This is a genomic window from Paraburkholderia sp. RL17-381-BIF-C, assembly GCF_046026435.1.
In the GTDB taxonomy this organism is placed as follows: domain Bacteria; phylum Pseudomonadota; class Gammaproteobacteria; order Burkholderiales; family Burkholderiaceae; genus Paraburkholderia.
The window spans coordinates 91,615-117,015 of the sequence record NZ_JARESX010000003.1 but is presented as its reverse complement, the minus strand read 5'-3'; the positions used below and the strand labels follow the sequence as shown (position 1 = coordinate 117,015).

The 25,401-nt window shown below is 62.4% G+C and carries 24 protein-coding genes; 5 read left to right on the top strand and 19 right to left on the bottom strand.

The window, feature by feature from the left end:
* Positions 1–11: 11 nt before the first annotated feature.
* The 11 genes from P0D70_RS03470 to P0D70_RS03420 all read right to left on the bottom strand — a co-directional run bounded on the left by P0D70_RS03470 (position 12) and on the right by P0D70_RS03420 (position 12,903).
* On the bottom strand, positions 12–1,334 hold the full coding sequence (locus P0D70_RS03470) for an NAD(P)/FAD-dependent oxidoreductase (RefSeq protein WP_408182616.1): 1,323 nt from the start codon (positions 1,332–1,334) through the stop codon (positions 12–14).
* Positions 1,334–2,626: an NAD(P)/FAD-dependent oxidoreductase gene (locus P0D70_RS03465; RefSeq protein WP_408182612.1), complete on the bottom strand. Its 1,293-nt coding sequence runs from the start codon at positions 2,624–2,626 to the stop codon at positions 1,334–1,336. The genes P0D70_RS03470 and P0D70_RS03465 overlap by 1 nt, the downstream gene beginning before the upstream one ends.
* Positions 2,627–2,697: 71 nt before the next feature.
* On the bottom strand, positions 2,698–4,266 hold the full coding sequence (locus P0D70_RS03460) for a DUF3138 family protein (RefSeq protein ID WP_091807537.1): 1,569 nt from the start codon (positions 4,264–4,266) through the stop codon (positions 2,698–2,700).
* A 38-nt stretch (positions 4,267–4,304) separates the two neighbouring features.
* Positions 4,305–5,216 carry an ABC transporter permease subunit gene (locus P0D70_RS03455; protein ID WP_408182608.1) on the bottom strand — a complete coding sequence of 304 codons (912 nt, stop codon included), beginning with the start codon at positions 5,214–5,216 and terminating at the stop codon, positions 4,305–4,307.
* Complete coding sequence (locus P0D70_RS03450) at positions 5,213–6,184, bottom strand: ABC transporter permease subunit (RefSeq protein WP_408182607.1); 972 nt, start codon at positions 6,182–6,184, stop codon at positions 5,213–5,215. Before P0D70_RS03450 ends, P0D70_RS03455 begins: the two co-directional genes overlap by 4 nt.
* On the bottom strand, positions 6,181–7,344 hold the full coding sequence (locus tag P0D70_RS03445) for an ABC transporter ATP-binding protein (protein ID WP_091807543.1): 1,164 nt from the start codon (positions 7,342–7,344) through the stop codon (positions 6,181–6,183). Before P0D70_RS03445 ends, P0D70_RS03450 begins: the two co-directional genes overlap by 4 nt.
* 210 nt (positions 7,345–7,554) lie before the next feature.
* Positions 7,555–8,676, bottom strand: coding sequence for a polyamine ABC transporter substrate-binding protein (locus P0D70_RS03440; protein ID WP_091807545.1), 1,122 nt, complete (start codon positions 8,674–8,676; stop codon positions 7,555–7,557).
* A gap of 73 nt (positions 8,677–8,749) precedes the next feature.
* A complete protein-coding gene (locus P0D70_RS03435) occupies positions 8,750–10,189 on the bottom strand; it encodes an aspartate aminotransferase family protein (protein ID WP_408182604.1) in 1,440 nt (479 codons plus the stop codon).
* 26 nt (positions 10,190–10,215) lie between these two features.
* On the bottom strand, positions 10,216–11,550 hold the full coding sequence (locus P0D70_RS03430) for a glutamine synthetase family protein (protein WP_091807551.1): 1,335 nt from the start codon (positions 11,548–11,550) through the stop codon (positions 10,216–10,218).
* 32 nt (positions 11,551–11,582) lie between these two features.
* Positions 11,583–12,377: a gamma-glutamyl-gamma-aminobutyrate hydrolase family protein gene (locus P0D70_RS03425; protein ID WP_091807553.1), complete on the bottom strand. Its 795-nt coding sequence runs from the start codon at positions 12,375–12,377 to the stop codon at positions 11,583–11,585.
* 304 nt (positions 12,378–12,681) lie between these two features.
* Entirely contained in the window at positions 12,682–12,903 is a 222-nt protein-coding gene (locus P0D70_RS03420) for a hypothetical protein (RefSeq protein ID WP_171983793.1), read from the bottom strand.
* A 433-nt stretch (positions 12,904–13,336) separates the two neighbouring features.
* On the opposite strand from P0D70_RS03420, the gene P0D70_RS03415 reads away from it, so the two are divergent.
* Complete coding sequence (locus tag P0D70_RS03415; protein ID WP_091807554.1) at positions 13,337–13,888, top strand: cupin domain-containing protein; 552 nt, start codon at positions 13,337–13,339, stop codon at positions 13,886–13,888.
* A 102-nt stretch (positions 13,889–13,990) separates the two neighbouring features.
* On the top strand, positions 13,991–15,484 hold the full coding sequence (locus tag P0D70_RS03410; RefSeq protein ID WP_408182598.1) for an aldehyde dehydrogenase: 1,494 nt from the start codon (positions 13,991–13,993) through the stop codon (positions 15,482–15,484).
* On the opposite strand, the gene P0D70_RS03405 is transcribed toward P0D70_RS03410, so the two are convergent.
* Positions 15,481–15,621, bottom strand: a complete 141-nt coding sequence (locus P0D70_RS03405; RefSeq protein WP_408182596.1) for a hypothetical protein — start codon at positions 15,619–15,621, stop codon at positions 15,481–15,483. The genes P0D70_RS03410 and P0D70_RS03405 overlap by 4 nt on opposite strands.
* Between P0D70_RS03405 and speB the strand changes: the two genes are divergently transcribed.
* Positions 15,620–16,588, top strand: a complete 969-nt coding sequence (speB, locus tag P0D70_RS03400; protein ID WP_408182594.1) for an agmatinase — start codon at positions 15,620–15,622, stop codon at positions 16,586–16,588. The two genes, P0D70_RS03405 and speB, sit on opposite strands and share 2 nt — an antisense overlap.
* Before the next feature lie 37 nt (positions 16,589–16,625).
* Here speB and P0D70_RS03395 read toward each other — a convergent pair whose 3' ends face one another.
* From P0D70_RS03395 to P0D70_RS03380, 4 genes are all read right to left on the bottom strand, one after another.
* A complete protein-coding gene (locus P0D70_RS03395) occupies positions 16,626–17,822 on the bottom strand; it encodes an MFS transporter (RefSeq protein ID WP_408182592.1) in 1,197 nt (398 codons plus the stop codon).
* The gene (locus P0D70_RS03390; RefSeq protein WP_091807562.1) at positions 17,819–18,352 is read right to left on the bottom strand and encodes a MarR family winged helix-turn-helix transcriptional regulator; all 534 of its coding nucleotides are present in this window, start codon (positions 18,350–18,352) and stop codon (positions 17,819–17,821) included. The genes P0D70_RS03395 and P0D70_RS03390 overlap by 4 nt, the downstream gene beginning before the upstream one ends.
* 110 nt (positions 18,353–18,462) lie before the next feature.
* A complete protein-coding gene (locus tag P0D70_RS03385; protein ID WP_091807564.1) occupies positions 18,463–19,482 on the bottom strand; it encodes a VTT domain-containing protein in 1,020 nt (339 codons plus the stop codon).
* 312 nt (positions 19,483–19,794) lie between these two features.
* Positions 19,795–20,211, bottom strand: coding sequence for a cupin domain-containing protein (locus tag P0D70_RS03380; RefSeq protein ID WP_408182588.1), 417 nt, complete (start codon positions 20,209–20,211; stop codon positions 19,795–19,797).
* Positions 20,212–20,391: 180 nt separating this feature from the next.
* Between P0D70_RS03380 and P0D70_RS03375 the strand changes: the two genes are divergently transcribed.
* Positions 20,392–20,997: a peroxidase-related enzyme gene (locus P0D70_RS03375; protein WP_408182586.1), complete on the top strand. Its 606-nt coding sequence runs from the start codon at positions 20,392–20,394 to the stop codon at positions 20,995–20,997.
* 126 nt (positions 20,998–21,123) lie between these two features.
* Here the strand turns inward: P0D70_RS03375 and P0D70_RS03370 are convergent, their stop codons facing one another.
* Both P0D70_RS03370 and P0D70_RS03365 read right to left on the bottom strand, forming a co-directional pair.
* The gene (locus P0D70_RS03370) at positions 21,124–22,377 is read right to left on the bottom strand and encodes an MFS transporter (protein WP_408182584.1); all 1,254 of its coding nucleotides are present in this window, start codon (positions 22,375–22,377) and stop codon (positions 21,124–21,126) included.
* 109 nt (positions 22,378–22,486) lie between these two features.
* On the bottom strand, positions 22,487–23,425 hold the full coding sequence (locus tag P0D70_RS03365; protein WP_408182581.1) for a LysR substrate-binding domain-containing protein: 939 nt from the start codon (positions 23,423–23,425) through the stop codon (positions 22,487–22,489).
* A gap of 228 nt (positions 23,426–23,653) precedes the next feature.
* Between P0D70_RS03365 and P0D70_RS03360 the strand changes: the two genes are divergently transcribed.
* Entirely contained in the window at positions 23,654–24,382 is a 729-nt protein-coding gene (locus P0D70_RS03360) for a DUF899 family protein (protein ID WP_408182579.1), read from the top strand.
* A gap of 4 nt (positions 24,383–24,386) precedes the next feature.
* On the opposite strand, the gene P0D70_RS03355 is transcribed toward P0D70_RS03360, so the two are convergent.
* Complete coding sequence (locus P0D70_RS03355) at positions 24,387–25,337, bottom strand: LysR family transcriptional regulator (protein WP_091807580.1); 951 nt, start codon at positions 25,335–25,337, stop codon at positions 24,387–24,389.
* Positions 25,338–25,401: the final 64 nt, after the last annotated feature.

The following is a 25,401-nucleotide window of genomic DNA, read 5'->3' as shown; positions in this document are numbered from 1 at the left end:
AGTGACGACGACTAGAACAGCTCGAGAATCCGGTGATACATCATCCCGAGTTCGAGCGCAGGCCCGCGCAACGCCGGGCCGCCTGGAAAGCGCGCATGGCGCAACTGCGCGAACAGATCGAAGGCAGCGGTCTCACCCGCCATTGCCTGGGCCACCACGCGCCCGGCAATGCCGGTCAACGCGACGCCGTGCCCGGAAAACCCCTGCACGTAAAAGTAATTCGGATCGATCGAGCCGAAATCGGGCGCGCGATTTCGCGTCACATCGACAAAACCGCCCCACGCATAGTCGATTCTGACATCGGCGAGTTGCGGGAACACGGCGATCATGCGTTGGCGAATCTCTTCACCGAGTTGCACGGGCGACGCTCCGGTCGAACTCGCCCGTCCGCCGAACAGCACGCGATGGTCCGCCGACAAACGGAAATAGTCGAGAAAGAAGTTGTTGTCGCAAATCGCCTCGTGTCCTTTGATCAATGCATCCGCGCGCTCCTTGCCGAGCGATTCGGTGGCGACGATATACGACGCGATCGGTGCGATGCGCGCGGCGATCGGCGCAGGCAGCACATTGCCGAGCGTGGCGTTGCCGCATGCCGCGACGAAGCGGCAGCGCACTTCGCCGCGAGCGGTGCGCACGACCGGACGCGCACCACGCACGACCTCGATGACCGGCGAATGCGCGAACAATTGCGCGCCTTCGCGGCGCGCCGCATCGGCGAGACCGAGACAGTACTTGAGCGGATGCAGATGACCGGAGAACGGATCGTACACACCGGCCAGATAGCGTCGCGACGCGACCCGCGAACGGACTTCGTCGGTATCGAGCCACGAGAGTTTCGTATAACCCCAGCGTTGCGAAGCCGACTCCATCCACGAACGCAGATCGGGCACGCGTTTCGGTTTGGTTGCGACAGTCAGATAGCCGGACGTGAAATCGCAGTCGATGCCGTAGCGCTCGATGCGCTCGCGCACGAGCGCCACGCCTTCCACCGACATCGCCCACGCGGCGCGCACGCCTTCCAGACCGAGTTGGCGCTCCATGATCTCGTCTTTCGCGAAACCCACCAGCGTCTGCCCGCCGTTGCGGCCCGACGCGCCCCAGCCGGGACGGTGAGCATCGAGCACGACCACCGACAGGCCACGGGCGCGACACTCCAGCGCTACCGATAAACCGGAGAAGCCCGCGCCGATCACGCACACGTCGGCTTCGAGCGTGCCGTCGAGCGTGGGGTCGTCGGTCAGCGGGCGGGTGGCGCTCGCTTCGTAATAGGAGTTGGCGATCAGCGCGTCGGCGCGCAGGTCGAGTGTGTTGAAGCCGGGCGTCGGGGCATTCATCAAAGCAGGTCCTTCATTCGATACCAGGCCATGGCGAGTACGAGGGCAGGGGTGCGCAGTGTAGCGCCGCCAGGAAAGTCGCGGTGACGAATCTTGCCGAACAGATCGAAGCGCGACGCCTGACCGTCGATCGCTTCGGCGATCAGCTTACCCGCGAGGCCGGTAGTATTCACGCCGTGCCCCGAGAAGCCCTGCGCGAAATAGAGGGTGGGCGAAAGCCGGCCGAAATGCGGCGCGCGATTCATGGTGATGTCGACGAAACCACCCCACGCATAGTCGATTTTGACATCGTCGAGTTGCGGGAAGGTTTTGAGCATATCGCGGCGCATCGCTTCGCCGAGGTTACGCGGCGCGAACGTCGAATAGCTCACCTTGCCGCCCCACAGCAAGCGGTTATCGGGCGCGGGCCGGAAGTAGTCGAGTACGAAGCGGCTGTCGCATACGGCGGCTTTGGCGGGCATCAGCGCTTCGGCGCGATCGGGGTCGAGCGGTTCGGTGGCGATCACGTAAGTGCCGACCGGCATGATCTTGTTGGCCACCTCCGGCGCGAGCTTGCCGAGATAGGTATTGCAGGCAAGCACGACGAAGCGCGCCCGCACTTCGCCGCGCTCGGTTTGCGCGACATGTCGGCCGTTTTCTTCACGCAAGGCCGTGACGCAACTGTCTTCGTAAATCTGCACGCCGGCCTCGCGTGCCGCGCGCGCCAGACCCAACGTGTAATTCAAAGGATGCAGATGGCCGCTATCCGCGTCGAACAGGCCGCCGAGGTAGCGTTGCGACTGAACATAGTTGCCCACGCCGTCGGCGTCGACATAACTGAAGCGTTCGTAGCCGAAGCGCCGCTGCGCTTCGTCGCGCCATTTCTGCAACGCATCGGTGTCGCGCGGTTTATTGGCGGCGGTCAGATAGCCAATGGTCAGATCGCAATCGATTCGATGCTTCGCGACCCGTTCCTTGACGATGTCGAGGGTTTCGATCCCCATGTCCCAAACGCGCTTCACGTCGTCCGCGGGCATGTACTTCGCGAACGTATCGATATCGCACGCAAAGCCGCCGATCAACTGGCCACCATTGCGGCCGCTCGCCGCCCATCCGACTTTCGATGCTTCGAGCACCGCGACCGAATGGCCGCGCTCGGCGAGATTCAACGCAGTGGAGATGCCGGTGAGGCCGGCGCCGATCACGCAAACATCGACGTTGATCGTTTCTTCGAGTGCGGGATGGCGGGTGGTGTCGTTGGCAGTGGCAGCGTAATACGAGGCGACGTGAGGCTGGTTCGAGAATCGGAGCATAGGCAGAGCATGCGCAAAGTGCCTGTGCGCGTGGCCTTTCCTGCAGCAAGGCCACGCGCCGGCAGGTCGGATTAGAACGAGTAGATGAACTGTGTCGCGAGCAGGTCGTTGGACTTGCCATACGAACCGTCGTTCTTCAGGAACACCTGTTTGTTGGCCCAGTCGTGGCGGTATTCCACCTTGACCGTGATCTGCTGGGTCGGATAGAACAGCAGGTCGAGCGAAACATCCTGGCGGGTCGCGCCCTTGCATTCGAAGCCAAGGCCGCCGTTCGCTTGCGAATTGGCGAGACAGTCTGCGCCGATACCGAAGCCGTTCGCCGTGTCCATGCCGTTGCCGTTCAACGCGATGCCACCGCCGCCGCCGCCGTTCTTGCTGTCGACCAGCAGGTCATAGCGCACGGTCGCGCCCATGCGGCCCACCACCGGCAGATTGAACTTGCGGTGTGCGAGCAGCGAGAGGCCATACCATTGTGCCTGGCCGCCGTTGTACGCGGCGTTCTGCTGCTGACCGTAGTCGATCTCGGCGTTGTACTGCACGTCGGCGAGCGTGTAGGTCAGGTCGGCTTCGGTGAAGAAGAACGTGCCGCCCGAACTCGGCGCCTGGCCGCCTACGCCGTAGTGGACCGCGCCGGTATCGTCGATCGAGCTAGGCAAGGTCTGACGCCCGATATTGAAGGACCCGCCGATATCCAGCGCGCTCGACCATGTGTAGTCGGTACGTGCGGTGAAAGTCGGGATCTTGTTGCTGGTCGTGATCGGATCGCCCAGCGCGTTGGTGCCGATCTGCGTCGTCGCGCCATACGTGCGGTACTGCTCGTTGCCGAGGAAGAACTTCCATGCCCAGTTGCCGGCCGTGTAGTTCGCGCCGATCCCGACGTAGCTGCCCGGATCCGAGAAGTCGTACAGCAGGTTGTGCGTGAGTGTGAGCATCTGATTCGACTGCTGCACTTCATAGCCGCCGAAGCTCGGAATCAAACCGGCCACGAGTGTCGTGCTCGCCGTCAGCGGTACGTTGACCACTGCGGTATTCAGGATGTTGTTGCCGATATCGCCGTGCGAGTTCTGCAGCAGCGTAATGCCGTTGCCGCGATTCGGCATCAACGTGATTTCCGCCGACGGCGCCATCGGGCCGACACCGAAGGTCTTCTTGATGTCGAGGTATAGATCGCCGAACGTGCTGTTGAAGTAGTTGTAGCTGCTTTCGTGGTTGGCGAACAGGAACGCCGAACTGCTCTGCGCACGGTTATAGATATAGGTCGGGTCGATATAGCCCGTCACCGACAGACCGGCGATCGGCCCGGTCTGCGCGGCGTCTTCGAGCGAATCGACCTTCAACTGCTGGTTGGCGATCTGTTGCTTCATCGCCGTCACGTCGTCGTTGGTGAGCGTCGCCTGAGCCTTGCCGTAATCCGGCGACGAGATATCCACCGGCGCGGCCACCACCGCCGGAGCAGGGGCCGCGGTCGCCGCCGTGGCTGCCTTCGGTTTGGTAGCGACTTCAGCGCGCAACTGTTTGACCTCCTTTTGCAGTGCATTCAGTTGGGCCTGCAGCGCCTTGATCTGGTCGCTGGTGGCATCCGCCATGGCAATGCCAGGCAGACTCCCCGCCACCAACAGACAGATGAGTTTCTTTCTCATTCAAATTCTCCTTATTGGTCGTACTGCAAAATCACTGCTTATGCACGTGCCGTATCGAGCGAATTCCGTACGGCGGCTTGTTGTGGAGCGGAGGGCAAGGGATCGGCGGCTTCGGCGAGGGCGAAAGCCATTTGCATGTCGCGGTTGCGTTTGCGCTCGCGCAACTGCATCCAGCGGTTCACGGCAATCACGCCGATTGTCACGGTGGTGATAAAGATCGTGGCGAGCGCATTCATTTCCGGATTCAGGCCGAGACGCACACGCGAGAACACGACGAGCGGCAGCGTGGTCGAGCCGGGACCAGACAGGAACGCGGAGAGCACGAGGTCGTCGAAAGAAAGCGTGAACGACAGCAGCCAGCCCGACATCAGCGCCTGCGAGATGAGCGGCAGGGTAATCAGGAAGAACACCTTGAAAGGCGTGGCGCCGAGGTCGAGCGCGGCTTCTTCGAGCGACTTGTTGAACTCTTTCACACGCGATTGCACGATGATCGCCACATACGACACGCACAGCATGACGTGGCCGATCCAGATCGTGAAGAGCCCGCGGCCCTTCGGCCAACCGAGCATCTGTTCGAGCGCGACGAACAGCAACAGCAGCGAGATACCCTGAATCACTTCCGGAATCACGAGCGGCGCGTTGATCATGCCGGCGAACAGCGTGAAGCCGCGAAAGCGTCCGAAGCGCGCGAGCACGAAACCGGCCCATGTGCCGATCACAACGGAGGCGCACGCGGTCAACAGACCGATCTTCAGCGAAAGCCATGCGGCATTCAGCAGTTCGCCGTCGTGCAACAGCGCGCCGTACCATTTGAGCGAGAAGCCGGACCACACCGTGACGAGCTTCGATTCGTTAAACGAATACACCACCAGGCTGATGATCGGAATGTAAAGAAACAGAAATCCGAAAGTCAGTACGCTATTGGACAGCGTCTTATTAGGCTTGATCATTTCGCGCCCTCCAGTTCCTTGACCTGGTAGTACTGGAACACGGCCATCGGCACGAGCAGCAGTAGAACCATGGCGACCGTGACGGCGGATGCCATCGGCCAGTCCATATCGTTGAAGAATTCATCCCACATCACGCGGCCGATCATCAGCGTGTCGGCGCCGCCGAGCAGTTCCGGAATCACGTATTCGCCGACCGCCGGAATGAACACCAGCAGACTGCCGGCGATAATGCCGTTCTTCGACAGCGGCAAGGTGATGCGCGTGAAGGCCGTCCATGGCTTGCAACCGAGGTCGTAGGCCGCTTCGAGCAGCGTCAGATCCATCTTCACAAGGTGCGCATACAGCGGCATCACCATGAAGGGCAGGTACGAATAGACCATGCCGATATAGACGCCAATATCCGTGTGGTAGAGGCGCAACGGCGAATGAATCATGCCGATCGCCATTAGCGTGTGATTGAGCAGGCCGTCGTCTTTCAGAATGCCGATCCATGCGTAGACGCGAATCAGGAACGAGGTCCAGAAAGGCAGCATCACGCCCATCATCAGCAGGTTGCGCTTGGTCGGTTCAGAGCGGGCGATGTAGTACGCAATCGGATAGCCGATCAGCAGGCAGAAGAAGGTCGAGACCGCGGCCATCTTCAGCGAGCTGATATACGTGGCGACATACAGATCGTCTTGCAGCAGGAACGCGTAGTGACTGAGCTGCATGGCGAAATGCACCATGCCGTCCTTGACCGTCACGAGATCCGTGTAAGGCGGAATGCCCAGACGCAGATCGGCGAAACTGATCTTCAGCACCAGCACGAACGGCAACGCGAAGAACACCGTGAGCCAGAGGAACGGCACGCCGATCACGGTCGTGCGGCCCGACGGCACCAGCGTCGACAGGCGTTTTTTCAGCGAGCCGAGCAAACGGCTGCCGGACGGCGCGCCGAGCGCCGCGGGAGAGGTAGTGGGATTGCTCATTGCGTCAGCACCACGCCGCTAGCCGGCGACCAGTAGACGAACACGTCGTCGTTATAGGAGGGCGCACCTTCGGCCATCAGATGCGAGCTGGAGAGATTCGACACGACGGTCTTGCCGCTCGGCAGACGCACGTGATACAGCGAATAGCTGCCCATGTACGCGACGTCCGAGACCACGCCGCGCGCCCAGTTGTGCGGAGTGGACGGTTTGTCGAGCGAGACCTTGATGCGTTCCGGACGCACGGAGATTCCGACCGGCATGCCGAGCGGCCCGGTAATGCCGTGGCTCACATAAATGCGCGATTCGAGGTCTTCGCTTTCCACAAAGATGTGGTCCGGTTCATCCGCGACCACGGTGCCTTCGAACAGGTTGGTCGAGCCGATGAATTCGGCGGAGAAGCGGCTATTCGGAAACTCGTAGACCTGGCTCGGCGAGCCGATCTGCACGATGCGGCCTTCGCTCATCACGGCAAGGCGTCCGGCCATGGTCATCGCTTCTTCCTGATCGTGCGTGACCATCACGCAGGTCACGTCGACCTTTTCGATAATGTTCACGAGTTCGAGCTGGGTCTTCTGGCGGATCTTTTTATCGAGCGCCGACATCGGCTCGTCGAGCAGCAGCAGCTTGGGGCGCTTCACGAGCGAACGGGCGAGCGCCACACGCTGCTGCTGGCCGCCTGACAGTTGATGCGGCTTGCGTTGCGCGTACTTGCTCATCTGCACGAGATTGAGCGCATCGGCCACGCGTTCCCTGATTTCGTTTTTCGGCGTGCCTTCCTGCTTCAGACCGAAGGCGATGTTCGCCTCGACGCTCATGTGCGGGAAGAGGGCGTACGACTGGAACATCATGTTGACCGGCCGCTTGTACGGCGGCATCGCGGCGAGATCTTCGCCGTCGACGAAAATGCGCCCGGACGTGACCGTCTCGAGCCCCGCGAGCATGCGCAGGAGCGTGGACTTGCCGCAGCCGGAGCTGCCGAGCAGCGCGAACAACTCGTTCTTGGCGATGCTCAGGTTGACATTGTCGACAGCGGTGCTGTCGCCGAATTTCTTCACGACATTTTCGATGCGAACGAATTCGTCCGATTTCGATTTTGCCGTCGCTGCGGGGCGGGCCATCTGGGTGGCGCCGGCGGCGCTATTTAAGGTCGTCGAGTTCATGATGTAACCATTCCTTGCGGATCGCGGGCGCAAGTGTCTCCATACGAGGCGCGGGAAGCGTCTCGCAACGTGCGCTGCGATCGGAAAACATGGGACTGCGCGCAGGTGGGACACTAAAAGCGCGCAGGCTGACTACGGTTACTGCTATTCATACGCTCAGGGTTCGAGCGATCCCTGAGCGCGGGATCTATGCTTGATATCGTCGCCTGATTAGTGGCCGGTTTTGAGCTGTGCCCAAAGACGGTTTTCAAGGCGCAGAATGTCGGTCGGCATCGGCTTCATCAGCGTCATCTTGCTCAACACTTCATCGCCCGGATAAACGGTCTTGTCCTGTGCGACAGCCGGCGTCACGAACTGGCGCGCGGCCTTGTTCGCGGTCGGGTAGAACACTTCATTCGTGATCGCGGCGTTGACCTTCGGGTCCGAGATGTAGTTGATCCATTTCAACGCGGCTTCAGGATGCGGCGCGTCTTTCGGGATCACCATCACGTCGAACCACAGCAGACCGCCTTCCTTCACGTTCGAGAACTTGATCTGGTACGAACGCTTGGCTTCTTCGGTACGGCGGCTGGCGATGCCGACGTCGCCAGACCAGCCCAGCACCACGCACACGTCGTTGTTGGCGAGGTCGTTGATGTAGCCCGACGAGTTGAATTGGGTGATATACGGGCGAATCTTCTTCAGCACTTCGAATGCGGCCTGATAGTCGGCGGGATTCGTGCTGTTCGGATCCTTGTGCATGTATTGCAGCGTGGCGGCGAAGACATCGACGGCCTGGTCGAGAATCGACACACCGCAGCCTTTCAGCTTGGAAATATTGGCCGGATCGAACACGAGGGCCCAGCTATCCACCGGCGCATTGGCGCCGAGCGCTTTCTGCACGGCCTGCACGTTGTAACCGATGCCGTCCGTACCGTATGCCCAAGGCACGCCGTACTGGTTGCCCGGGTCCGCGTCGGCAATCATCTTCATCAGCACGGGGTCGAGATTGGCGAGGTTCGGCAACTTCGACTTGTCGAGCTTCTGGTACACGCCGGCCTGAATCTGCTTGGCCATGTAGTTCGACGTCGGCACCACGATGTCGTAGCCGGAACTGCCCGCGAGCAGCTTGGCCTGCAGGGTGTCGTCGCTATCGTAGTTGTCGTATTTGACCTTGATGCCGTCCTGCTTCTCGAAGTTCGGAATCGTGTCCTTCGCGATGTAGTCCGACCAGTTATACACATTCAGTTCCGTGTCGGCCGCAAGGGCCGGCGTCACCGACAGCGCCGCAAAACCGGTGAAGGCGAGAAGCGCGGCCCCCGCGACCGCATGACGAAGATGACTAACGCTCATGGTTTTTTCCCTTGATGTGAAGAACCGGCATGAGCGTGATGTGTGGGTGTGCCCATGCCGGAACGGACTGCCGTTACGAAATGCCGAGTTGTTGTGCCGTTGCGTCGATGGCTTTTTTGGCCTTCGAGACGATTTCGTCGATTTCGAGCTTGTTGATGACCAGCGGTGGCGACAGCAGCATGCGGTCGCCGGTGGCGCGCATGATCAGATTGCCGTTGAAGCAGAAGTCGCGGCAGATCGTGCCGACATCACCGCCATTGGCGAAACGCTTGCGTGCTTTCGGGTCTTCTGCGAGTTGCAGGCCGGCCACGAGACCCGCACCGGAAATTTCGCCGATGATCGGATGGTTGGCGAACGTGTCGCGCAGCTTCTGCTGAAAGTACGGGCCGGTGTCGGTCTTGACGCGCTCGACGATCTTCTCGTCGCGCAGCAGCTTGAGGTTCGCGACCGCGACGGCGGCGGCGACCGGATGACCCGAGTACGTGAGACCATGGTTGAAGTCGCCGTTTTCGATGATCGCCTTCGCAACGCGGTCATGCAGGCCGACCGCGCCCATCGGCACGTAGCCGCTCGTTAAGCCCTTTGCCATCGTGATCAGATCCGGCTCGAAGCCGAAGTGCTGATGTGCGAACCACTCGCCGGTGCGGCCGAAACCGCCGATCACTTCATCGGCGACGAGCAGAATGTCGTACTTGCGGCAGATGCGCTGGATTTCCGGCCAATACGTCGATGCCGGGAAGATCACGCCGCCCGCTCCCTGGAAAGGCTCACCAATGAAAGCGGCTACATTGTCCGCGCCGATTTCGAGAATCTTCGCTTCCAGTTGCTGCGCGCGAGCCAGTGCGAATTCTTCCGTCGTCAGGTTGCCTTCTGCTTCGCCGAAGAAGTACGGCTGGTCGATATGCACGATGTTCTCGACTTTCGAGGGCATCTGTTCGTGCATATAGCCCATGCCGCCGAGCGTGCCGCCCGCGATCGTCGACCCGTGATAACCGTTCTTGCGCGAGATGACGAATTTCTTCGAATGCTTGCCTTGCGTCGCCCAGTAGTGGTGGACGATACGCAGCACCGTGTCGTTGCCTTCCGAACCGCTGTTGCAGTAGAAGAAGTGATTGAACGGTTCCGGCGCGAGCTCCGCGAGCAGGGCCGACAGTTCGATCACCGGCGGGTGCGTCGTCTTGAAGAAGGTGTTGTAGAAGGGCAACTCCAGCATCTGCTTGTACGCGGCGTCAGCCAGTTCCTTGCGGCCATAACCGACGTTCACGCACCACAGCCCGGCCATGCCGTCGATCACCTTGTTGCCGTCCGAGTCCCACAAGTACACGCCTTGCGCTTTGACGATCACGCGGCTGCCGGTGCGATTGAGCGCACCCATATCCGAAAACGGGTGAATGTGGTGCGCGGCGTCGAGCGCGCGATATTCTGCGGTGGTGCGTTGCTGTTGCGCGGCTTGTGCGTTCGCGGCAGGGTGCGCCGGTTGCACGTAAGCGACTTCTTCTGTTCTGTAGCTCATACTGCCTCCAATTTTTTGCGTTTGCCTTAAACGTGCAGCAGCAAATGCCGGCGTTCCCACGAACTGATCACGCGGAAGAACGCTTCGTATTCGGTTTCTTTCAGGGCGAGGTACGCTTTGACGAATTTTTCGCCGAGTACTTCGGCGATCGGTTCGCAGGCGCCCATCAAAGTCAGACCCTCTTCGAGATTGCGCGGCAGCTGGTACGGCAATTCATAACCGTCGCTGAGCAGCGGCTCGGTGGCTTCGAGGTTCTGCGTCATGCCGAGATAGCCGGCCGCGAGCGTCGCTGCAATCGCGAGATAGGGGTTGCAGTCCACGCCCGGAATGCGGTTTTCGATGCGGCGCGCGGCCGGCCCCGAATGCGGAATCCGGAAACCCACTGTGCGATTGTCGTAGCCCCATGCCACGTTGATCGGCGCCGCCATGAAGCGCGACAGACGACGATACGAGTTGATATACGGCGCGAAAATCGGCATCAACGCGGGCGTGTACTTCTGCAAACCGGCGATATAGCTCGTGAACAGCGAGGTCGGCTTGCCGTCCGCACCGGTGAAGAGATTGTGGCCGGTCTCTTCGTCGACGAGACTTTGATGCATGTGCATTGCCGAGCCCGGTTCGCCTTCCATCGGCTTGGCCATGAACGTCGCGTACATCTTGTGGCGCAGTGCGGCTTCTCGCACCGTGCGCTTGAACAGGAATACGCTGTCGGCGAGCTTGAGCGGATCGCCGTGCATGAAGTTGATTTCCATCTGCGCGGCGCCGACTTCGTGAATCAGCGTGTCGACTTCCAGTTCCTGCACCTCGCAGTACTCGTAGATGTCTTCGAAAAGCGGATCGAATTCGTTGACCGCTTCGATCGAATACGCCTGACGGCCGGTTTCCGGGCGCCCGGTACGGCCGATAGGCGGTTGCAGCGGCAGGTCCGGATCCTTGTTCATGTCGACCAGGTAGAACTCCAGCTCGGGCGCGATGACCGGCTTCCAGCCTTTGGCTTTGTAGAGTTCGAGCACGCGGCGCAGTACGCGGCGCGGCGAGATCGCGACCGGCGTGCCGTCGAAGTGAACGCAATCGTGAATCACCTGGGCAGTCGGATCGACGGCCCACGGAATCATGCGGATGGTGCTGGGGTCGGGCACGCAAACCATGTCCGGATCGGTGACGCCGGTAAGCGTGCCGTCTTCCGGATAGTCCCCTGTGACGGTCTGGATCATCACCGCCTGCGGCAAGCGCATGGACTCGCCGGACTCGAACTTGCTGCGCGGAATGATCTTGCCGCGCGCGATCCCGGCCATATCCGGAATGATCGCTTCGATTTCGGTGACACGGTTCTTCTTCAGAAATTCGTCGATGTCATGCATGATTATTCTCTCTGTTTTGGTGCGCGACCGGCTCAGGCGTGCGTGGCAGCGGCGGATGCCGCGCCATAGCCGGCCTTGGTGCGCATTCGATCGCGGCAGGCGTCGCCGAACGCCCGAAAGATCGCGGTGGAAAGCGCGTCGGTGGCATGCTTCCACTCCGGGTGCCACTGCACACCCAGCGCGAAGGCACGCGCATCTTTCACGCTTACCGCTTCAATCAGGCCGTCCGGCGCGGTGGCTTCGGCCATGAGGCCCACGCCCAGCCGCTCGACGCCCTGACCGTGCAATGAATTCACACGCGCTTCATTCGTGCCGCCCGCGAGACGCTGCAACAAGCCGCCCTGCGTCAGCGTGATCGAATGCGACGGTGCGTATTGCACGTCGAGGTCGTCTTCCTTGTTCTCGCGATGGTCGTTCAGGCCGTCCACCGCGTGAACGCTTTGATGCAACGTCCCGCCAAAAACCACGTTCATTTCCTGGAAGCCCCGGCATACGGCCAGTACCGGCACACCAGCTTCGATCGCCGCACGCATGAGCGGCAACGTCGTCGCATCGCGTGCTGCGTCGTGCAGCGTGCCCGGCGTGCTGGGCCGGCCGCCGTAGCGGTGCGGTTCGACATTCGAATAGCTGCCGGTAAACAGCAGACCGTCGACGGTCGCCAGCACGTCCGCGGCGGACTGACGCTCGCCGAGCGCCGGTAGCAGCATGGCCAGCGCCTGTGAACCGTCCACGATCGCGGCGATATATTTCTCGCCGACCACGTGCGACGGGTGGACTCCCATCATCGTTCTGTCGGCGCTGATGCCGACGAGGGGTTTGTTTCGCATAACGAATAGACGTGTGTGTTCCCCGCGGGACGCGGCATGAACAACGTTAAACACTGCGCGGCACGATTCCGCAGCCGTGCGCCGAGCGCGAGGCCACCGGATGGTGCAGGCGGTCGTCGTCAATGGAAACGCGCCGCGCGTGGTTATCAGATGGGCTGTTCGATTCGATCCGCTGCGGTGCGCAACTGAGCCGTTGAGCATGAACCGCGCGGGCGGCAGACGGCACCGCACATGCAGGAACGCACGGCTCGACGGAGCGCGCTCACGCAAACGGATGAATCGAACAGCGAAAAGGAGAGAGGCGCTACGGCAGCAGCGAGGCGACTTCGTCCGTGCGAACGGCAATGAAGGCGCGCGCGGAGATGGAGTTGTGACGTCGAACTGAACGGCGGGACAGGATCGTGAAGACGGACAGAAAGCGGCGGAACGCAAGGCTGCCGTTGCTGCCGTCGGCGATGGCGCCGTCAGCGCGAGGACAACTCGCCTGACTACGATTCCATCTCACCAAAGGGCCTCGGACTCTCACGATTACACTCGACTAGCGACGTTGAAAGTATTGAACGGCCTGCTCGAAATCCGCACGGGGCGTTTAAAGAAACAGGACGCTGGGATGATCGCCTCGAACCGATGCGAACCGGGTTCGCTGCGCCGCAAAAACACACTTTGGTGCTTCCGGACGCCGGTATGACGATCGCCTGTGAATCAGCATATACGAGCCAATAAAGCCGTCAAATGCTTTTTGATAAAACATTTATCAGGGCTTTCCCGAGGGTCCGGCTAGAATCCCGCCGTGTGGGAACGTTCGTTGCGAGAAACACATTTCGGAATCCTTTCAGGGTTTTCCCCAGCGGCGCAACGATTAAAGTGATTAGAATATTCAACACTCGCAGGGCCACTTCGTTGCCCGAGTCATGTCGTCACTCAGTGCCCGATCGTCTTCCATGTCAGAGAACCTAGCGATGTCCATAGAAGTAGCCACCCGTCTGCAATACATCCGCAAGAAGCACGGCTTGTCACAGCGTGAACTGGCGAAACGGGCGGGAGTGACGAACGGCACCATCTCGCTGATCGAACAGAATCGCGTGAGCCCGTCGGTCGGCTCGTTGAAGAAACTGCTCGAATGCATTCCCATGAGCCTCGCCGAATTCTTCACCTTCGAAGTCGAGGTGGAGCGTTCGGTCGTGTCGCGCCGGGCGGATATGCCGAACCTCGGCAATGAGTCGATCGAGTTCTATCTTGCGGGGTCGAGCGTGAAAGACCGCAACATGGGGATTTTGCGCGAGGTCTACCAGCCGCTGTCGGACACCGGTCCGGAAATGCTGGAGCATGAGGGGCACGAGGGCGGGGTGGTGGTCAGCGGTCAGATCGAACTGACGGTGGACGGCATCACATGGCTGCTCGACCCCGGTGACAGCTACTACTTCGAAAGCCGCCTTCCGCACCGTTTTCGCAATCCCAGCGCGGAGCATCTCTGCGAGATCGTGTCGGCCAATTCGCCGCCCACCTTCTGAAGACTCCGCGCCAACGCGCCTCGACACAACTCAGCGCCGCAGTTCAGTGCCGCATGAAGTCGATGCAGCTTTGCGTCGAGCGCATAACATTGAGGCATCCTGATGGACAAGAAATCTCTCGCTTTCTGGCAAGACAAAGCCGCTACGCTGGCTATTGAGGGCCGGGCGTTTATCGACGGCGAATACCGTGACGCCGACGGCGGTCGCACGTTCGATTGCCTGAGCCCGATCGACGGCAAGCTGCTCGCCAAAGTCGCCGACAGTGGCGCGGCAGACGTCGACGCCGCCGTTGCAGCCGCGCGCCGTGCCTTCGATTCCGGTGTGTGGTCGGGCCTCAACCCGCGTCAGCGCAAAGCGGTTCTGTTGCGCTGGGCCGCGTCGATCCGCGAGCACATGGACGAGCTCGCGCTGCTCGAAACGCTCGACGCCGGCAAGCCGATCGCCGACACCACCAGCGTGGACGTGCCGGGCGCGGCATATTGCGTCGAGTGGTTTGCCGAAGCCATCGACAAGGTCGGCGGCGAAGTCGCGCCGGCCGATCATCATCTGGTTGGACTCGTCACGCGCGAGCCGATCGGCGTGGTGGCGGCAGTGGTGCCGTGGAATTTCCCGATCCTGATGGCGTCGTGGAAATTCGGCCCGGCTCTGGCCGCGGGCAATAGCGTCGTGCTCAAGCCTTCGGAGAAGTCGCCGCTCACCGCGATCCGCCTCGCGCAGCTCGCACTGGAGGCCGGCATTCCCGCCGGCGTGTTCAACGTCGTGCCGGGCGCGGGCGAGCCAGGCAAGCTGCTGGCGCTGCATCAGGACGTGGACTGCCTCGCGTTTACCGGCTCGACCAACGTCGGCAAGCTGATCATGCAGTACGCCGGCCAGTCGAACCTGAAACGCGTGTGGCTCGAACTCGGCGGCAAGTCGCCGAACATCGTGATGCCGGATTGCCCCGATATGGACCGCGCGGCGAACGCGGCGGCCGGTGCGATCTTCTACAACATGGGTGAAATGTGCACGGCGGGTTCGCGCCTGCTCGTTCACCGCGACATCAAAGATGCGTTTCTCGACAAGTTGATCGCCGCGGCGCGCAGCTATACGCCGGGCAACCCGCTCGACCCGAACACGTCGATGGGCGCGATCGTCGACAAGGTGCAGCTCGAACGTGTGCTCGGCTATATCGAGGCTGGGCGTTCAGAAGCAAAGCTGCTGCTGGGCGGCGCGCGCGTGAAAGAAGAAACGGGCGGTTTCTATATCGAGCCGACCATCTTCGAGATTCCGGCTTCAGGTGCGAAGGTTGCGCGCGAGGAGATCTTCGGGCCGGTGCTGTCGGTGATCACGTTCGATACCGTTGAAGAGGCGATCAGGATCGCTAACGACAGCGAGTACGGTCTCGCCGCCGCTGTCTGGACCTCGAACCTGACCACCGCGCACGAAGTGTCGCGCAAGCTCCGCGCCGGCACGGTATGGGTCAATTGCTACGACGAAGGCGGGGACATGAACTTCCCGTTCGGCGGCTACAAGCAATCCGGCAACGGCCGCGACAAGTCGCTGCACGCGCTGGAAAAATACACCGAGCTGAAGTCCACGCTGGTGCGGCTGCGCTAAAGGATTCGCGAAGCCAGCGCGGCGGCGTGCATGAGGCGCGCCGTCGCGTTCCCAATGAATCCGATGCCGGCGTTGCGCGTGCCACCCAGGAACTTCACGCGCAACGCTGGACTGTCTACAGGTATCAGGTCATCCATGACTGAACTCGTCTATGGCGACGGCGCGATCCGCCGCGCGTCGCTTTATGGCTCGTCGATCGAAAACACCTATGCGGGCGTGCTGTCGTTCATGCGCCGCAAGTACACGCGTGAACTCGACGGTGTCGACGTGGTTGTTTCCGGCGTGCCGCTCGATCTGGCCACTACGTTCCGTTCGGGCGCGCGTCTTGGCCCCGCCGCGGTGCGCGCGGCCAGTGTGCAGTTGTCGGAGTTGCATCCGTACCCGTGGGGGTTCAATCCGTTCGACGACCTCGCCGTGACCGACTATGGCGATTGCTGGTTCGACGCGCACAATCCGCTCACCATCAAGGCGTCCATCGTCGAGCATGCGCGCACGATTCTGCGCTCGGACGCGAAGATGCTGACGCTCGGCGGCGATCACTACATCACCTATCCCTTGTTGATCGCGCACGCGGAAAAGTACGGCAAGCCGCTTTCGCTGATTCATTTCGACGCCCATTGCGATACCTGGGCCGATGACAGTCCCGACAGCCTGAACCACGGCTCGATGTTCTACAAAGCGGTGAAAGACGGTCTGATCGATCCGAAGACTTCGGTGCAGATCGGCATTCGCACATGGAACGACGATTTTATGGGCATCAATATTCTCGACGCCGCCTGGGTGCACGAGCATGGCACGCGGGCAGCGGTGGAGCGGATCACGTCGATTGTGGGTGAGCGTCCCGCTTATTTGACTTTCGATATCGATTGTCTCGATCCGGCTTTCGCACCGGGCACGGGCACACCCGTGGCGGGTGGTTTGTCGTCGGCGCAGGGGCTGGCGATCGTGCGCGCGTTGGGCGCGTTGAATCTGGTCGGCGCGGATGTCGTGGAAGTCGCGCCCGCATACGACCACGGCGAGATCACGGCGATTGCCGCCGCGCACATTGCGTGCGATCTGTTGTGCCTGTGGCGTCAGCGCAAGGTTGCGCATCGCGAAGCTTAGGCGCGCTCAGCTTCCGTTTCTATCGGCGCGAACCGGCTCAGCCCACCGACGACGTGCGCTCGGGCTGGCGCCGGCCTTCGCGCAATCCGAGCGTATAGATCACCAGTGCGCCGCTCATGAGCGCCAGTTGCCACATCAACATGTCGCTGCCACGCGCTTTCATGGCGAAGCCCGCGGCAAGCGGGCCAACGATCGAACTCGCCGTAAAGGTGAGCGACACCAGCCGCATGTTGCGCGTGAGCGCGGCCTTGTCGCTGCAAGCCGCCGCGTACATGCCGAGTGTGATGAACGAACTGTTCATGCCGCCGAGCAACAGTGCGCTCGCGCCCGCGAGCCACGAGGCGGGCGCGTTCAACGCGAATCCGCAGATGGCCAGCGTGCTGAGCGCGGCGCAGACGATTACCGTGGCGGCGAGCCCCGCGCGATCGGCCAGCCAGCCGACCGGAAATTGCAGCGCCATGCCGCCCACGCCGAACAGCGTGAGTAACGTGGCGGTTTGCGTGGCGCTGAGGCCGTGCGCGTCGGCGAATAGGGGGAAGAGGCCGTACAGCGCGCCGTCGCCGATACCGCCCGCCGCGACGACCACCATGCCGAGGCTCACGAGCGGGCCGATCGGCAAGCGCCGTTCATCGCTTGTTTTACGCACGGGCCGCGCGGTGTTCAGAGCGGGCCGCTTCTCATCCGATGCGGTCAACCACAGCGGCAGCGCCGCGGCGAACGTGAAGGCGGCACCGGCCGCGAACGTCATGCGCCCATCGACATCGCACCACACCGCAAGCGCGGGGCCGATAACGCCCGCCGTGGCGATCAGCGCTTCATGCACGCCCACCACGCGGCCGCTCGATTGAGCGGGGACCAGACTGTAGAGCCAGGTCTCGTTGGCGATCCAGCGCAAGCCGATGCCCAGTCCCGTGAGCAGTCCGGGAATTAGCCAAAGCGGCCACGACAAAGCGCCCATGGCCGTGAATGCCACGAGCGTGGCCAGCAGGCCCAGCGACACCGTGCTTTTTGCGCCAATGCGCGCCACCAGCCACGGCGCGATCAGCAAGCCGGCCAGCATGCCGGTCCATTGCGCGGCGGAAAAGAGACCGGCGCGCGGCGCATCCAGCCCGCGGTGGGCGAGCCACACTGGCAACACCATGAAGCCGATGCCGAACTGGCCGACCTGCGCCAGGGCCGATACCGCGGTCAATGCCGCGATGGCCGGCCAGCGCACCGGTGCGGCGGCTTTCATGAATGGCCCCGCTCTGGCATAGGCAGGCCCTGTTCGCGGCATTCGACCGGACAGCCGGCTTTCAGGCATGGGCCGTCGTCGCAGAGGCGGCACAACTGCATGGCGTGCGCCGGATCGCGCGTCTCGTGCCACAAGATCTTGATCAGCAGGCTTTCCAGCACTTCGCGCTCGCTGCCGTCGAGCCGTCCGACAACGCGTTGCAGCATCCTGTCGCGCGCCGTTTGCAGACGTTTGGCTTCGCGTTTGCCGGCCACGGTCAAGGCCAGTGCAACAGCGCGTTTGTCCGAGCCCGTTCTTTTCTCGACGAGACCCGCCTCGACCAGTCCCGCCACGGCGCGCACGGCGGCCGGATGCGACAGGTCGACTGCTTCGCGCAGCACTTCAATGGATGAATCAGGGTATTGGCCGACCGCGTTGAGCATGGCGCGAGCGGTGGGGCCGGCGAGCGCCTCCACGGCGGGCTGCGCGTTCATTTCGTCGGTGATCAGCAGGGCTAGCACGCCCAGCAGATTTTCTGTGCGCTGCGTCATGGCAACACCTCAATGTGTGCAACGTGCATATATGCATGGTGCACACATTGGGTGTGAAGCGCAAGCGGTTTTTCGACAGACGCGCGCCGCGAGCTTCGCAGTATGGGCTCTTATTTCGCCAGCCGCGCCCGCACCGTGTATTCGCCTTCCTCGCCTTCGTCTTCCAGCATGTGAGCCTTTGCCGTATGGAAGTCGGGCGGCAACGGCTCCACGGGATAACCGCGTTTCTCCCACGCGTCGAGTCCGCCCTTGAGCGCGCGGATATGGTGAATATTCTTGCGATGCAACTGGTTGACGATCCGCTTTGCCGTTGCTTCGTTCGGACACACGCAGTAGACGACGATCGGCCGCTTCAGCAACTCGGGATCGATCGGTTCGGGTGAATCGAGATCCAGCGGCCGCGCGCCGGCGATCCGGTGCGATTCCTTTTCGCGCACGCTGCGTGGACGCGCGTCGAAAATCAGCGGGGGCTCGTTCGACTTCATCAACTCGTCGAGTTGATCCGGCGAAATGCGCGTATGCGCGAGCCATCGACGAAACTGCCAGCGGCGCACCCAGCGATACAGCAGCACCGCCACGAAGATCACTGCGAACGCGTCGAAAATCGTGCCGCCGTTATGGCGTACGAGGAGCATCAGTTGCACGATCTGGTCATGCAGGGCGCCGCCGCCGATCACCCACACGCCGGACCACAGTACGGCACCGACAAAATCCCACAGCAGAAACACGCCGACGTTGATGGCTGTCGTGCCGAGCAGCGGCGCGGAAATCAGGCCGAGTCCGGGCAGGAACTTCGCGATGGTGAGGATCGGCGCGCCGTAGCGCTCATAGGTGTTGCGCGCGACACGGACCGTGGTGTCGAGCGAGAGGGAGAAGCGCACCAGAGAATTCAGCAGGCGGCGGCCATAAGCCCGGCCGGTGAAGAACCAGAGCGAGTCGGCAATCAGCGTGGCGCCGACCGCGGCGCATACGACGCTCGCATATGAGGTTTGCCCCATGGCGGCCATGGTTCCACCGAGGATCAGCATCGGCGCGGCCGGAATCGGCACGCCGAGTTGCGTGACGAGCACGCTCATGAACACGGCCCACACGCCCAGCGAGGGTGGAATAGCAACCGGAAAATGCCACACAACCGCGCTCCTCAGAATGCGATGAAGGGATTCGAAATGTCCGCGCCCGGGTGGCGCGTTGCGAGCAGGCAGCGCATGTTCCGTTCCCGTACGACAGCGGACGCCGTGCCGTGCCGGCAGACGGACGCCATAGTACAAGAAAGGTATGAAAGGCGGATTTAAGCACAAGTGGCAAAAGGGCGCTCTGAAGGTGGCCAATTGCCTTTGGGTGTCACGCGGAATGACGGGGCCAAAGATAAGCGTGGCCGGCTGCGGTGGCGAGCGCCGGCCGGTTATAAGCGGTACGGGGCTCGCCGCGCGTCGCGCGGCGGTTCAAGCGTCCGTGGCCGGATCGTATGGCACGACCCGTTCGTGCTCGTCCGCATGGTTGCGCGCCACGATCGCTCGCGCTGCGGTATTGGCGTCCAGATTGAACGGCTGATGCGGCACGCCGGGTGGAATGAAGAGGAAATCGCCCGCTTCGGTGATGACGGACTCGCGTAGGCCAGGCCTATAACGCGTTTCGATCTTGCCTTCGAGCATGTAAATCGCGGTTTCGTAGTCGGCGTGGAAGTGGGGCTCGGCGTGGCCGCCGGGCGGCACCACGACCATATACATCGACAAACCCGTGGTGCCCGCGGTGCCTGCCGAGATGCCGACAAAGTAAGGCAGCCGCTGAGTCGTCGTCATTTCCCGGTCGGGGCGCACCTTGACGACGGGCGCTCGCGCGTCGCGCAAAACGTCTGACATGGTCGACTCCTGTTGAAATCCGGCCGCGCGGGGTCGTCGCGGCGTGTCTCGAGTTCCCTTGACTGCAAAGTCTAGACGATATGGGCGTCGATATCGGACCGTGTCGAGCGCGGAGGTGCTGCGGCGGCGCGGCTTGCTAGAATCGTCGTCATACCCATACAGATACGACGGAGACATCGCATGACAAATCCCCGACCGATCAGCCGCTACCCCGTGCCGGAACCGGACGCATGGCCGGACGACATTCGCGCTCGCATTCTCGAAGTGCAGGAGAAAGCCGGTTTCGTGCCGAACGTCTTTCTGACGCTCGCGCACCGTCCGGACGAGTTCCGCGCGTTCTTCGCCTATCACGACGCGCTCATGCTGAAAGAGGGTGGCCTCAGCAAAGGCGAGCGCGAAATGATCGTGGTCGCCACCAGCGCGATCAACGAGTGCCTGTATTGCGTGGTCGCGCACGGTGCGATTCTGCGCATCTACGAGAAGGCGCCGTTGGTGGCGGATCAGGTCGCTGTGAATCATCGCAAGGCGGATATCACGCCGCGGCAGAAGGCGATGCTCGATTTCGCGGTCAAGGTGTGTAGCGAGTCGGGCACGGTCGGCGACGCCGATTTTCAAACGCTGCGCGAGCATGGCTTTGCCGACGAAGACATTTGGGATATCGCCGCGATTACGGCGTTTTTCGGTTTGTCGAATCGTATGGCCAACGTTATTTCCATGCGTCCGAACGACGAGTTCTATCTGATGGGGCGTGTGCCGAAAGCTGCTGCGGATACGCCGCGAAAATAGCGGGGGCGCCTGCTGGCAGCTTTTTTTTTGCTATGTTTCTCGCCGGGTCGATGCGAGTGCATGGGAGGCTGCGCTTGTAGCCTCCGCCCGCAAGTGCCGCAAGGCCCCCAGCGCCCACACCCACGTTCACACCGCCGCCGGCTCGACCAGCAGCGTAGGCGTGCTCTCGGTGGTGTCGTCGATCGGGAAGTGCAGCATCGCGGCAACGAGGCCGGCTATCACGGTCGCTTCCCACAGCAGCGAATACGAGCCGGTGAGATCGAACACCAGACCGCCCAGCCACGCGCCGAGAAACGAGCCGATCTGATGGCTCAGAAAGCAGAACCCGAACAGGCTGCCGAGGTGGCGCGTGCCGAACACTTTGGCGACGAGCCCGCTCGTGAGCGGTACGGTGCCGAGCCAGGTCAGCCCCATCACGGCCGCGAAGATCACGACCGAGGCCGGGCTCTTTGGCAACAGAAAGAACGCGCCAATCGTCGCGCTGCGAATCAGGTACAGCCAGCCGAGCACGACGTGCTGCCGGAAACGCCCGCCCAGCCAGCCGCAGACCCAGCTGCCCGCCATATTGAACAGGCCGATCAGCGCGAGCGCAGTGGCGCCGAGTCCGACCGGCATATGACACAGCGTCAGATATTCGGGCAGATGCGTGGCGATGAATGCAAGCTGGAAACCACACGTGAAGAAGCCGAGCGTCAGCAGCCGGTAGCCGCGATGCCGGGCCGCCTGGGCGAGCACTTTACGAAGCGGCTCAAGCGGCGCTTCCTTAACCGGCGTGCCGAGCCGCGCGCGCCGGTCGAGCATCATGCCCAGCGGCGCAATCAACAGCATCAGGAAAGCCAGCACGAAAAGCGACGTGGCGATGCCCGAACTCAGCCGGATATTCTGCACGAGCGGCACCATCAGCACCTGACCCGCGGAACCGCCGGCGCTGACCAGACCCATCGCCATGCTGCGTTTTTCAGGCGAGGCGATGCGGCCGACCGCGGGCAACACTACGCCGAAGGTCGTGCAACTCACGCCGATGCCCACCAGCAATCCCATACCGACGATCAGCATGGCGCCGCCGGGCGCGACGGCCGCGAGACCGAGGCCGGCCGCGAACGTCGTCGCGCCGAACGCGACCACTGGCGCTGAACCGTAACGGTCCGCGGCCGCGCCCGCGAACGGCTGGGCGAAACCCCACACCAGATTGTGCAGCGCGATCGCGAACGCGATCAGCGTGACAGGCAAGCCGCGGTCGAACGAGAACGGCCCGATGAAGAGACCAAAGGTCTGCCGGATACCCATCGCGGCGCTCAGAATGAGCGCACCGGCAAGGATCACGAGCGTCGTCTGGTTGAATGCGGGGATGAAGCGTTTGCTGCCGTTGGTAGTCGACATGGTTCTGATCTCCTTTGACACCATGGTCGCAGCGAGCATCAGAAGCGGCAAAAGAAAAGATTTCGACGACAGGTGAGCGTGGCTCACCTGTGCGAATCACGCAGGTGGTTTAGTTGGCGGCGCTGCGCACCGCGTGGGCGGTTGCGTCGGCGTCCGTCGCCAGGTGCTCGGACTCGCTCACCAGCCAGCGCTTGAAGTCGAAAAGCTCCGGCCGACGATCCGCGTTTTCCGCGCTCACCAGCCAGTAGGCCGTGGTCGAGGCGATGGTCGCCGGACTCGCCTCCACCAGCACGCCGCTGACCAGATCGGAATCCACCAGCGGCTTTCTGCCGAGCGCGACGCCGAGGCCCATGGCGGCGGCTTCGAACGCGAGCTGGATCGTGTCGACATGCAAGCCGCCGGTCGTGTCGATGCCTTCCGTGCCGGTCGCATCCAGCCACACCTGCCAGTCTTCGCTCGCGGCGTTGACGTGAACGAGCGTCGCGCGTCGCAGGTCGGCGTGGCCGTTCTCGTCGCGCAGCGTTTCCAGATACGCGGGGCTGCACACGGGCACGAAGCGCTCGCCGAACAGGCGCGTCCAGGCGGTGCCTGCAACCGGCGCGCGGCTCAAGCGGATCGCGAAGTCGAAACCGTCGACGGGAAAACCGACCTGACGATGCGACGTGTCGACGCTCACGTTCACATTCGGCCAGCGCGCGCGAAAGCCGGCGAGGCGCGGCAACAACCAGCGCGACGCGAAGGTCGGCGCGCAACTCAGCGCGATCGGGCGGTCGGCGCGGTGGTTCGGCAGGCGCTGCGTGCCGATGGCGATCAGCGAAAACGCCTCGGAGACGTAGGACAAATAGTCCGCGCCGGCTGCCGTGAGCGAAATGCCGCGCGGCTCGCGCGCGAACAGTTCGACGCCGAGCGCCTGTTCCAGTCCGACAATGCCGTGGCTCACGGCGCTCGGCGTCACATTCAGTTCCGCGGCGGCGAGTTTGAAACTCTGATGCCTGCCGGCCGCTTCGAAAAAACGAAGCGCCGGCAGCGGTGGCAGACGAAGCGGCATATTGCATCCCCATGAACGGCGCGCCTGTTGCGCGTGCGGTTTCGCTCAAGGATACCTTGCCGCGCGCTTTCGGTTGCCGCGCTTGGGGCGTGAGCATCGCCAGAAAATTTTTGCCGATACTGTCGATTTGCCGCCGCGCGGTTCGTCGTGGCTATATAGAGGACGGGAACGCGTCCGCCATCGCGGCGCTCACGCCCTTTATCCTTGTTCCGTAAGAGGAGATGGCTGATGAGCGACGCACACGCATCCACCCAGACCCTGAAGCCGGCCCGGCTGCTGGCCGACGCGCCGAGCCGGTTTCCCGGCGAGAGCGCCGAATATCGTCGCGCGCGCAACGACCTGCTCGCCGAGGAAATCGAATTGCGCCGGCATATCGAGCGCGTCGCCGCACAGCGCCGCGCGCTGCCGCCCGGCGGCGTCGTGCCCGAGGATTATTTGTTCATGGGCGAAGCGGGGCCGGTAACGCTATCGGAGATATTCGGCACGCATGACACGCTCGTCACCTACAACTGGATGTTCGGCCCGCAGCGTGCCCGGCCGTGTCCAATGTGCACGTCGCTCCTGAGCGCATACGACGGCGAAATGCCCGATATCCTGCAGCGCGTGGCGTTCGCCGTGATTGCCCGCTCGCCGATCGAGAAACTGGTTGCGTTCAAGAAGGAGCGTGGCTGGCGGCATCTGCGGCTCTATTCGTCGGGCGGCAACATGTTCAATCGCGATTACGCAGCGGAAGATCCGGCCGGCGACGATAATCCCGCGTTCAATGTTTTCTCGCGTTCAGGCGGCACCGTGCGGCACTTCTGGGCCGAGGAGATGGGCCCCTCGACGGCGGACCCCGGCCAGGATCCACGCGGCGCACCCGACGTGATGCCGGTCTGGACCGTGCTCGACATGACGCCAGGCGGTCGCGGCACGGATTGGTATCCGAAGCTCGAATACGGCGCTGCGGCGGTTTAGGCCGCTATTCGGCCTGACCAGAGAGAATTGGCCGGGTCTTTCGGCGATGGCCCGCGCGCGCGGCCATCGCTTCGCGCACGGCGTCGCGGATGCACTGCGCTACTAGCTCCGAGGCTCGGGTGCGCGTCGCCCGCTTCGAGCGCGCGATCACGAGCGGCTGGCGGATGGTTTCCTCGCGGATCGGCCGCTCGGCGACCGCTGTGCTGACCGCAGCCGCCGGGCTCTGCGTGATCAGCAGCGATACCCCCAGGCCGTTGGCCACCATGCTCCGCACCAGTTCGATCGACGTCGCGCGATAACGGACTTCCGGCGTCAGCCCAAATTGCCAGAACGGCGCCATCAAAAACTCACGGCTGTGCGGCAGATCGATCAGAATCAACGGCTCTTTGGCAAGCTCGGAGAGCGAAATACCGCCGCGCGCTTTGGCGAGCTTCGAGTCGGCGGGTACGAGACCGTATGGACGCAACGATGCCAGCGGCTCGAGTTCGAGTTCGGCGGGCAAGCCTACGTCGTAGGTCAGCGCCAGTTCGATATGGCTGCTGTTCAGCCATTCCTCCAGTTCCACCAGATTGCCTTCCACGAAGCGCACCGTCAGGTTCGGAAAACGTGTTTGCGCAATGCGCAGCAACACCGGCAAATACACCGGCGCCAGCGTGCTGAACACGCCGATATGGACTTCTCCCGACGCCGCGTCGCCGCTGTCGTCGAGTTCGAAGGCGTTGGCGGCGGCGAGCAGTTGACGCGCTTCCGCAAGCTTGCGCACGCCGAAGCGCGTCAACGTCATCTTCGAACCAGCGTCGCGCGCGAACAGGGTTTCTTCGAATAGCGCTTCCAGTTCGCGGATCGCAACGGAGATGGACGGCTGCGAAACGTTGAGCTGACGTGCCGCCGCCGTCGTGCTGCCGGTTTGCGCCGCAGCCGCGAAATAACGCAATAGCCGCAGTGAGATACGCATTAGGAATTCCTATAGCAGCTAATTTATTCCAATATTTTACTTGATAGGTCTGGGTGACGAGAAT